The following is a 10,573-nucleotide window of genomic DNA, read 5'->3' as shown; positions in this document are numbered from 1 at the left end:
GCGCAAGATGTGCAAAAAGGACCGCTTTCTGCGTCGCGCTAAAAAGCCTGTCGTTTCAAGCAGCCACCGGCCTTTGCAGAAGCGTCTTCAAGGAGGCTTCCGCGTCGGCGGATCGTTCAGAACGTTCAATGAACCCTCCGCCGTAAACGCGCGCATCCGGGCCGGGTGCGGAGTAGAGCACGCAGGCCTGGCCCGGTGCCACACCTGCTTCACCGACCGACAGATCGACATAGACGCCGCGCTCATCGCTGTGAATCACGGCCTCCATGGGCGGGCGTGTGGAGCGCACCTTGGCAAAACACGCAAAGCCTTGCCCTGCATCTTCCGTCAGCGATGCATCGCCCAGCCAGTTCATATCACGCAGATAGACGCGGTGAGTTTCCAGCGCCTCGCGTGGGCCGACAATGACGCGGCGGCCGCGGGCATCCAGATGCACGACGTAGAGTGGCTCACCGGTTGCAACACCGATGCCGCGCCGCTGGCCGATGGTGTAGTGAACGATGCCGTCATGACGCCCCAGCACGCGCCCGTCGAGATGGACGATATCGCCGACCAGAGCCGCGTTCGGCTTCAGCTTGTTGATGATATCGGTATATTTGCCCTGCGGCACGAAACAGATGTCCTGGCTGTCTGCCTTCTTGGCGACGACCAGACCCATTTCTTCGGCAAGCTCACGCGTCTCCGCCTTCGAGAGGCCGCCCAACGGGAAGCGCAGATAATCGATCTGTTTCTGCGTCGTGGCAAACAGAAACCAGCTCTGGTCCCTGTCACTGTCAATTGGGCGATACAGCGCGCGGCGATTGGGATGACCGGCGACAGGGTTGAGCCGCGAGCGGATATAATGTCCGGTTGCCAAAGCATCGGCACCCAGTTCTTGGGCGGTTGCTAGAAGATCGGCAAATTTGACCGTCTGATTGCACGCTACGCAAGGAACAGGCGTTTCGCCCATTGCATAGGCTTCGGCAAAGGGGTTGATAACGGTTTCGCGAAAACGTGCCTCGTAGTCGAGAACGTAATGAGGAATGCCAAACGTTTCGCATACCCGCCGAGCGTCATCGATATCCTGGCCAGCGCAGCAGGAGCCAGCTCGATGCACAGCGGCACCATGATCATACAGCTGAAGGGTAATGCCGAGAACATCATAGCCCTCGCGTTTCAGAATGCCAGCAACCACCGAAGAGTCGACACCGCCGGACATGGCGACCACAATACGGGTATCTTCCGGCTTCTTATCAAAGTCGAGCGTGTTCACGTGTTTTCCAATCGTCAGTCATACCGGGGTTCAAGGCCCCGCCGCCTGTCGTATCTGGATCGCCACTAGGCGTTCAGCCAGATTTTTCAGGCCTGCATATAGAAAAAAATCAGCCAACACGCAAGTAGAGGGCGACATAGCCGCCCTCTACGAATGGGAAATCAAGTTTGTACGTTACGCGCCAGCGGTCTTCTGGCCACTGCCAATCCACTTTTCGCGTTCGCGCCACAGGGCAGGAAGAGCCAGCATCGCCACACCAACCAGCGCGATGATTGTCTTTTCGACCTGCGTCAGCTCTGCGGTGCGGCCATCGAGGTAATAGATGCCGTAGACGATCGCGACGTGCCAGACATAGACCTGAAGCGAGTGGCGCCCCAGAAGCTGCAGGAACTTCAGCGACAGAACCCAGATTACAGCGGCAGCAGCCTTCTGGACCAGCGGGTTGTGGTGCTTCGGACCGGCGATCAGCAACCATGTCAGGCCAACGGCAACGGCGAGGAAGTTGATGAGATAAACCGGACCGAAGTCGGCGCGGATTTCCATTGTCGAGAATTTGCCCAGCATGAACTCAGGCATCAGATTCCAGGCGGTTGCGATGCGAAGCGGAACGAAGAAAAGGCATACCAGCAGAGCAGCCTTGGGAATCCAGCTACGTTGCGGCGAGAAAATCTTCGTCCAGGCAATCTTGTTCTGCGCCGTCATAGCACCCATCACCAGAGCGGAATAGAACACGAGCTGCCAGCCGAACAGGTTGAAGCTGACGCGAATGCCCTGCTCATCTGCACCTTTGACGAGCTCGTTCACAGGCGCGGTAAACAGTTGCTGCAAGCCCAACTGACCGGCCATCCAGACCAGCAACGAGCCAGCGACGACGTAGGCCCACTTGCCATCCAGGCAAAGCTTCACCAGCAACGGTGCAAACACCATGTAGACGATATACTGCGGCAGGATATCCATGAAGGTTGGTTGGAAGAGGAAAGTGGCAATTGCCGCCAGGCGCAGCGGATCGTCAAACGATGTCATGCCCAACCAATTGTACCAGATGTATGGTGCGTGCGGGATGACCATGCGAACAAACAGAACCGCAATGACAAGGCCCATTGCATATTTATAAAGCTCGAGTGCCCGCGCCCAGATGAGGTCGCGACCCTGCTCATATCCGTATTTCATCATCTTTCGTGCATAGACCATACCGATCAGCAGACCGGACAGGAACACGAATCCCTGCGCGTCCTCCACGAATGCGAGTTGTCTATGGTTGATTTCCATCAGCCAAAGACCGCCTGCAAAAACGAGGTGGTTGATAAGCATGAAGACGAGAAAATACCCTCGCATCCCATCGATCAGGTCGAAGCGTTTCATTTAGATTGCTCTCCATACTCGCAGGCGCCTTTGAACAAAAGTTGCCTGATCCGAACGACTGGATGGATCTTGGGTCGCCATCCTGACTTGGATCGTGAACGCGGTTTTAAAGCTACGGTTCCGATAAAAACGAAGTTTTAGCGCTCGCTATGATTTCACATTGCTGTGTTCCACCCTTGGTTAGAGCGGACCAACTGAACACCGGATGAATAAAAAAGGGCAATTGCGTGGATGAACTGCGGCAAGCAGGAACAAGGACTTAGGGGTTGAAATGCCGAGATCGCCTGAAATACAGGGGCTTCAGAACGCATGTGGCCGGTGCAGAAGAGCTCTGCACCGGCCACATTTTTATTCAGTTTTTTCAACCTGTCAGGCAGCGGCCTGGATAGCGGCAACCTGCCATTCCGAACCATTCTGTCGAACGAACGTCCACAGCTCAGTCGATTCTTCCGGCTTGTGCTCGTCACCCTCAACGATCTTGCCGGTGTTACGGTCACGCATCACGTCGATCGCGGAGTAGCGCATGGCGACGGTGGCGTAGTCCTTGCCCTCTTCATGCCAGGCCTCTGAAACATCACCCTGCAACAGGGTCACGTCACGCACGTCGTTCTTAACGCCGCTTGTGGCATGGTCGCTCAGTTCCTCGGCCAGATAGGACATGGCTTCCGGCGTCGTCAGCTTGCGAAGTGTACCGTAGTCCTCGGCAGCATAAGCGGCCTGAACGTTCTGCAACGTCTTCTGGAAAGTTTCCAGATCGACCTGTGTCACGCCGATTTCGTCACCTTCCGACATGGCATTTTCATGCGGCACCGGCTTTGGCGCAACAGGGGCAGTCGTTTCAGCGGCGGCAGCACCACTGAAAGAACCGGCCTTGGAGCCCATCTGCGGGATCTTGAAGCCACCCATCGAATTCTGGTTGCTCTGCGGCGCGGAATAGTCGTTGCGCGCAGAGTCGTTACCAGCCGCACCGCCGAAAGCAGGCTTGCCCTGACGGCGCGATGCGAAGAAACGCATAGCCAGCATCACGAGACCGCCAATCAGGAGACCCTGGATCAACAGGCCGAAGAAACCGGCCATACCGCCAAAGCCACCGCCCATGAGCATGCCGAACAGGCCACCCATCAGCAAGCCACCCATGAGGCCGCCCATCATGCCACCAAACATACCGCGGCTCTGTTGCGGAGCCTGGGCCGCAGGACGTGCCGCGCCACCGGGCTGTGTCGCCTGATTGGTATTCGGGGTCATGCTACGGTTGATCGGGGCGGCCTGGCCTGGCGTGGTCGCTGTCGCAGGCGGCGCAGAAAAGGTCCGAGTACCACGGCTGCCAAATCCGCCGCTTGCCCGTCGTGCTTCGGCCATATCCACAGCAATGAATGACACTGCTATGCCCAATGCGGCAACAGCAAACAAACCTCTAAAGCGCCTAATGGCAGCAAACATCGTCTTCTCCTATTACGCCGCCCTCCCAAGGATCGGCTCATCATCGTCGATATAGCAACTATGGATCATCATTTTTAGGGGAATGGCATAAAATTTTTCGTGATATACAACCATAGATAAATATTTGATCGTAAATACAAAAAGCCCGACACAGAATTTCTCCTGTGCCGGGTGATGACTGCGATAGAATGTAAGGCGAAAGTCTCAGTCGATGTTGAAAGACAGTGACTTGACCTGGCGGATGGCCGGGTTGGCGCGCAGCTTGTCCAGCACCTCTTCGGAAACCGGGCCATCGACATAAAGCAGCGCAATCGCATCGCCGCTTTCCTTTTCGCGACCCAGCTGGAAGTTGGCGATGTTGACGCCGGCTTCGCCGAGCGTGGTGCCCATGAAGCCGATCATGCCGGGAACGTCTGTGTTGGTGATGTAGATCATGTGCTGACCGACATCGGCATCCATGTTGATGTTCTTGATCTGTATGAAGCGAGCCTTACCGTCCGAAAACACCGTTCCGGCAACGGAGCGGACCTGGTTTTCGGTCTTCACGGTCAGCTTGATGAAACCATCGTAAACGCCGGTCTTGTCGCGCTTGACTTCGGAAAGAATAATACCCTTTTCCTTGATCATGACAGGTGCGGAAACCATGTTCACATCGGCAACCTGCGGACGGATAAGACCGGCCAGCAGCGCAGATGTCAGCGCCTTGGTGTTCATGTTGGCGGTTGCGCCATCGTAGAGAATTTCGATTTCCTTGGTGGCGCTTTCCTGCACCTGACCAACGAAGGAACCGAGAACGTCTGCCAGCTTGATGAACGGCTTCAGGCGTGGTGCTTCGTCAGCGGTGATCGACGGCATGTTGATGGCGTTGGAAACAGCACCCTTGATCAGGTAATCCGACATCTGTTCGGCAACCTGAAGCGCCACGTTTTCCTGCGCCTCGGTGGTGGATGCACCGAGATGCGGCGTGCAAACGACATTCGGCAGGCCAAAAAGCGGGCTCTCGGTCGCAGGCTCGACTTCGAACACGTCGAAACCGGCACCGGCAACGTGGCCGGACTTGATGGCCTCGGCAAGTGCTGCCTCATCCACAAGGCCACCACGAGCGCAATTGATGATGCGAACGCCAGGCTTGGTCTTGGCAATGTTTTCAGCGCCGAGAATGCCGCGGGTCTTGTCCGTCATCGGAACGTGAAGCGTGATGAAATCGGCCTGTGCCAGCAATTCGTCCAGCTCGACCTTGGTCACGCCCATTTCCTGCGCGCGCTCTGGCGACAGGAATGGGTCGTAGGCCAGAACGTTCATCTTGAGGCCGATGGCACGCGAGCAGACGATGCCGCCAATGTTGCCAGCACCGATGACACCAAGCGTCTTGCCGGTGATTTCGACACCCATGAACTTGGACTTTTCCCACTTGCCAGCCTGCGTGGACGTATCGGCGGAAGGAAGCTGGCGAGCAACGGCAAACATCAGCGCGATGGCATGTTCAGCTGTGGTGATGGAGTTACCGAACGGGGTGTTCATGACGATGATACCGCGACGCGACGCCGCTGGAATATCGACGTTGTCGACACCGATACCGGCGCGGCCGATGACCTTGAGGTTGGTAGCGGCTTCAATCAGCTTTTCCGTAGCTTTGGTGGCAGAGCGGATGGCCAGACCATCATAATTACCGATGATTTCGGCCAGCTTATCCTTGTCCTTGCCGAGCTTCGGCTGGAAATCGACTTCGACGCCGCGATCGCGGAAAATCTGGACGGCGGTTTCCGACAGTTCGTCAGATACGAGTACGCGAGGTGCCATGGTTTGGGCTCCTTGAAAAGGGTTCAGTCTTGAAAGCGAAAATGCGCGGCCCTGCCGTCGCAGGGCCGGAATAGATCAGGCAGCAGCCTTGAAAACCGCAGCCTTCTGCGTTTCGAATGCCCATTTCAACCAAGGCATAACGGCCTTCATATCGGCTGTTTCGATGGTCGCACCGGCCCAGATGCGAAGACCGGATGGCGCATCACGATAGGCACCGATATCGAGCGCCACGTTTTCCTTTTCGAGAAGGGCAACCATGCCCTTGGCGAAATCGGCCTGCGCAGCAGCATCGAGAGCTGCGACATCCTTGCAGACGATCTTAATGCAGACCGACGTGTTGGAGCGCGTCTCGTCCACCACCGCCAGATTGGCAATCCAGTTGTGTTCTGCTACGAAATCGAAAATGACTTTCGCGTTTGCATCGGCACGCGCCATAAGCGCGTTGAGACCGCCGAGGCTCTTCGCCCACAACAGCGCATCGATATAATCTTCGACACACAGCATGGACGGCGTATTGATGGTCTCGCCGGTGAAGATGCCTTCGATAAGCTTGCCGCCTGATGTCATGCGGAAAATCTTCGGCAACGGCCATGCTGGGACGTATGTCGTCAGACGCTCTACGGCGCGTGGCGACAGGATGATGACGCCGTGACCGCCCTCGCCGCCCAGGACTTTCTGCCAGGAGAAGGTCACGACGTCGAGCTTGGAGAAGTCCATGTCTTGCGCAAATGCCGCGGACGTAGCGTCGCAAATTGTCAGGCCCTTGCGATCAGCGGGAATGAAATCAGCGTTTGGAACGCGAACACCAGAGGTCGTACCATTCCAGGTAAAGACCACGTCACGGTCGAAATCGATTGTGGAAAGGTCTGGAAGAACGCCATAATCGGCTTCGATCTTGCGAACATCCTTGAGCTTCAATTGCTTGACGACGTCGGTTACCCAACCGGCACCGAAGCTTTCCCAGGCAACCATATCGACGCCGCGATCGCCGAGCAGCGACCACAGAGCCATTTCAACGGCGCCGGTGTCGGACGCAGGTACGATACCAATGCGATAATCGGCGGGAACGTTCAGAATTTCGCGGGTAAGATCGATGGCCTGCTTGAGCTTGGCTTTGCCAACCTTGGCGCGATGCGAACGACCAAGAGGTGCATCGGCAAGAGCATCTAGCGACCAACCGGGGCGCTTGGAGCAGGGACCAGAAGAAAAATGCGTATTGCCCGGACGGGTGTCCGGCTTCACTATATCTGTCATTTGACTATCCTTTCAGATAGGCGCCTCTCGTTAGGGAGAGGTGTCCTGCCGTCGTTGCTATGCTCGTCGCCTGTCGCAGTCAAGTAGAATATGTCGCAAGCAAAAAGAATCTTGGCCCATATGCGTCATAGAGGAAGACCCCCCAAAACGCGAAAACCGCCCGCATCCTTGATGGACACGAGCGGTCTATGTCTAAAGCTCAAACGTAACGGTTATTTGTAAACCGCAGGCTGAAGCGGAATGTCTGCCGGCGGGATATACTGTGCTGTGTCGCAACCGTTGAAGACATAGCGGCCACCTAGGCGAACCTCATGCGAGGTCAAACCCTTGTCACGTCCTGAACTGACAGCACCAGTACCACCAAACATTTCACCACTGCCGATTTGTCGGAAACGGTAACCCACGTCGGCTTTGAGGTTGCATGTCACGTCAATAGATGCGCCAGCCATCAACGCGTAAGCAAAGCGCCAGTTGCCTTTACCTTCGAACTCGCAGCAACCGCTGTCAAGTTGAACCTTATCCCACTTGACGTGAGCTCCGCCGATACCTGCACCCAGATAAGGAGTGATGCGACCGTATGTTCCAAGATCGACATAGGCGTTGGCCAGCAGGCTGTAGGCACGCATTGATGAGCGGAAATTATCGATACCACCGCCAGCCGAATCGGCTTGACCGCGATAGTCGGATTTCCCCATGTAGTCGAACGTCAAGTCTGTACGCAGGTAGTTGTTGATCTGATAGCCGGCACCCGCACCGAAAAGGAAACTGTCATCCGACGATGTTCTTGACGAGCGGATGAGGGTGTTTGTTCCACCTGCTGCGCGGCTGAACTCAAAGCTCCGCGACTTGTTGAACGAGTACCCGACATCACCGCGCAGGTACCAGCCGCTTGCTTCCTGAACGGTCACTTCTGGTGCCTGATCAGGGAATGCAGGTGGCGGCTCCTGATACACATCGGCTGCGAAGGCGGTTTGGCTTGCCATCAAAGCGGCGACAATACCGATCAGGCTCTTTTTCATAATGACGGCTCCCTAAGCGGTATAGGCGGCAAACGCGGCAATACCCGTGAAATTCTTCATTTACGAAGCCTGAAGGAAAATGGTTAAATCCCTGTTAAAATCCGAAGTACCTTGTTTGGATTTACTAAAAAACACGGTTAATGTTCTTCAAGCAACTCGGCCGCAGTCTCCCTATCAAAAGCAAAATAAAACTCCCGGAATGCGGGTATTTTCGCCTGGAGCGTCATATATCACCCACCCCTGTATGAATTCGGAATAATATTTTGTTAGCTAATATTATTGTCCTTATCACAACAATGCTGCTGCATAGTGAGTATCGGTCGCGAACTTGAAGCGACGCAAGAGTGCAGGTCAGGCATGATGCGCTGATACCATAGGGAATCCCGTCCCTCGCCTTCCGTCGGCACTTCGGTGCCGCAGGTCGCAAAGACAATTTTCTCAAGGTTATCAAGCTTTGAACACGCCGCTGAAGCTCCTTCTCGAGTTTGTTAAAATACCAGATCACAATCCCGATCTGCTGATTGCGAAATACCGTGCGTTTTGCAGGCAGATGCCGATCATGTATTTTATCTTGATATCAAGCACTTGGGCATTGGCCGCGACACACCTGTCCGTAGCACCGGTCTGGCTGACAATTGTCGTCCCGATGATTTTCTCAATCATCAGCGCCATCAGGGTCGCCTTTTGGTGGAAGTCTCGCAAAGTCATCCCAACGGCGCGGGAAGCTTTTGCTTCCTTGAAGAGAACGCAACGTCTGTCGGTCGGCATCTCCATCGCCTTCACGCTGTGGTCTTTCCTGCTTTATCCCTATGGCGATGCGTATCAGCAGTCTCACATTGCCTTTTACATGGCTATCACTGTCATTTCCTGCATCTTCTGTCTGATGCATGTGCGCTCTGCGGCTTTCTTCGTCGCCGTCATCGTCAATGGCACATTCATCGTATTTTTTGCGTGGACCGGCCAAGCCACATTCATCGCCATTGCAGTCAATATTCTGCTCGTCAGTTTCGGCATGCTGGCCGTACTGACGGTCAACTACCGCAACTTCGAAAAAATGATCAGCGCACAACAACAGACCCAAGCGCTCAGCAATGAAAATCTGAGACTGGCTAATATTGACAGCCTCACCGGACTGCCAAACCGGCGCGCGTTTTTCAATCATCTGACGGAAGCATTTCAACTGGCTATCGAAAACGAAACCCGTCTGGCCATCGGTGTAATTGATCTCGATGGTTTCAAACCCGTCAACGATCTCTATGGACACTCGTCAGGTGACCGGCTGCTGATCGAAGTGAGCGACCGCCTCACTCGAAATTTCGCCGCAACCGACCTGTTTCTGGCACGACTCGGCGGTGATGAATTTGCCTTTGTCATTTCCGACGTCGCCTGCGATCGCAACATCGTCTCGGAGGGCGACCGCATGTGCGATCAGTTGCGCTCGCCGTTCAATCTTCCCGATGCGACGATCATGATCTCCGGCTCCATTGGCATCGCGGTCTTCCCTGATCTGGCATCGTCACCGGAAGAGTTGTTCGACCGCGCAGATTACGCCCTCTATCATGGCAAACGGCAAAAGCGCGGCAACAGCACGCTGTTCACCGCCCGGCACGTCGCTGAAATCCATCGAGATGCGCGGATCGAACAGACCTTGAAACAAGCCGATCTGATGGCGGAACTGTCTGTCGTCTTTCAACCCATCATCGATGTATCGCTGAACAAAACCACCGGCTTCGAGGCTCTGGCCCGCTGGAATAGCAGCGTTCTCGGACATATGTCGCCTGCGCAGTTCATTCCAATTGCGGAGCGTGCCGGTATCATCGGCAGCCTGACGAAACCTCTGCTCAAAAAGGCATTGGAAGCCGCCCGCAAATGGCCTGATGCCGTCAGGCTATCCTTTAATCTTTCGGCGCAGGATTTGAGCAGCCCGGAAGCAGTGATGACGATTATCGCCATAATCGAGACAAGCGGTTTCGATGCCTCGCGTCTCGATCTCGAGATTACGGAGACAGCATTTATTCATGATACACGCCAGGCCCGCCAATCCGTAGACTTGCTGAAACAGATCGGCTGCGGCATTTCACTGGATGATTTTGGCACGGGATATTCCAGCCTGACGTCGCTTCATTCCCTGCCGCTCACCAAGATCAAGATCGACCATAGCTTCGTGCGTGGAATCCAAAACAATCCCGCCAGCGAGAAAATCGTGAGATCCGTGCTGACACTCAGTCGTGAAATGGGGCTTGATGCCATCGTTGAAGGTGTCGAAACCGAGGAAGAAATGGCCTTCATCACCCATCTCGGTGGCAATCTCGTGCAGGGTTACCTGTTCTCACGCCCGATGAAAGAAAGCGCCATTTCCGATTTTCTTGCATCCGAAACTGAGATTCAACCGTCTTATCACCGCACAGCATGACATTGCACGATGTGAAAAAGGGCTAGCGTCACC

General features: G+C 55.2%; 8 protein-coding genes. 1 reads left to right on the top strand and 7 read right to left on the bottom strand.

Annotated features, from left to right (window positions below):
• Positions 1–55 precede the first annotated feature (55 nt).
• The 7 genes from mnmA to ATO67_RS23440 all read right to left on the bottom strand — a co-directional run bounded on the left by mnmA (position 56) and on the right by ATO67_RS23440 (position 8,799).
• A complete protein-coding gene (gene mnmA, locus ATO67_RS03325; RefSeq protein ID WP_067644374.1) occupies positions 56–1,252 on the bottom strand; it encodes a tRNA 2-thiouridine(34) synthase MnmA in 1,197 nt (398 codons plus the stop codon).
• 174 nt (positions 1,253–1,426) lie between these two features.
• Complete coding sequence (locus ATO67_RS03320; protein WP_067644371.1) at positions 1,427–2,614, bottom strand: OpgC family protein; 1,188 nt, start codon at positions 2,612–2,614, stop codon at positions 1,427–1,429.
• 369 nt (positions 2,615–2,983) lie between these two features.
• Positions 2,984–4,054: a Tim44 domain-containing protein gene (locus ATO67_RS03315; protein WP_067644369.1), complete on the bottom strand. Its 1,071-nt coding sequence runs from the start codon at positions 4,052–4,054 to the stop codon at positions 2,984–2,986.
• A gap of 204 nt (positions 4,055–4,258) precedes the next feature.
• Entirely contained in the window at positions 4,259–5,854 is a 1,596-nt protein-coding gene (serA, locus tag ATO67_RS03310) for a phosphoglycerate dehydrogenase (RefSeq protein ID WP_067644367.1), read from the bottom strand.
• A 75-nt stretch (positions 5,855–5,929) separates the two neighbouring features.
• Positions 5,930–7,108: a phosphoserine transaminase gene (locus tag ATO67_RS03305; RefSeq protein WP_067644364.1), complete on the bottom strand. Its 1,179-nt coding sequence runs from the start codon at positions 7,106–7,108 to the stop codon at positions 5,930–5,932.
• Positions 7,109–7,320: 212 nt separating this feature from the next.
• The gene (locus ATO67_RS03300; protein WP_067644361.1) at positions 7,321–8,127 is read right to left on the bottom strand and encodes an outer membrane protein; all 807 of its coding nucleotides are present in this window, start codon (positions 8,125–8,127) and stop codon (positions 7,321–7,323) included.
• Between the two features lie 501 nt (positions 8,128–8,628).
• Complete coding sequence (locus tag ATO67_RS23440; RefSeq protein WP_245303817.1) at positions 8,629–8,799, bottom strand: hypothetical protein; 171 nt, start codon at positions 8,797–8,799, stop codon at positions 8,629–8,631.
• 64 nt (positions 8,800–8,863) lie between these two features.
• Between ATO67_RS23440 and ATO67_RS03295 the strand changes: the two genes are divergently transcribed.
• A complete protein-coding gene (locus tag ATO67_RS03295; protein ID WP_245303815.1) occupies positions 8,864–10,540 on the top strand; it encodes a putative bifunctional diguanylate cyclase/phosphodiesterase in 1,677 nt (558 codons plus the stop codon).
• Positions 10,541–10,573 lie beyond the last annotated feature (33 nt).

This window comes from Agrobacterium bohemicum, from assembly GCF_001562555.1.
In the GTDB taxonomy this organism is placed as follows: Bacteria; Pseudomonadota; Alphaproteobacteria; order Rhizobiales; family Rhizobiaceae; genus Agrobacterium; species Agrobacterium bohemicum.
This window is presented reverse-complemented; position numbering and strand designations above follow the sequence as displayed.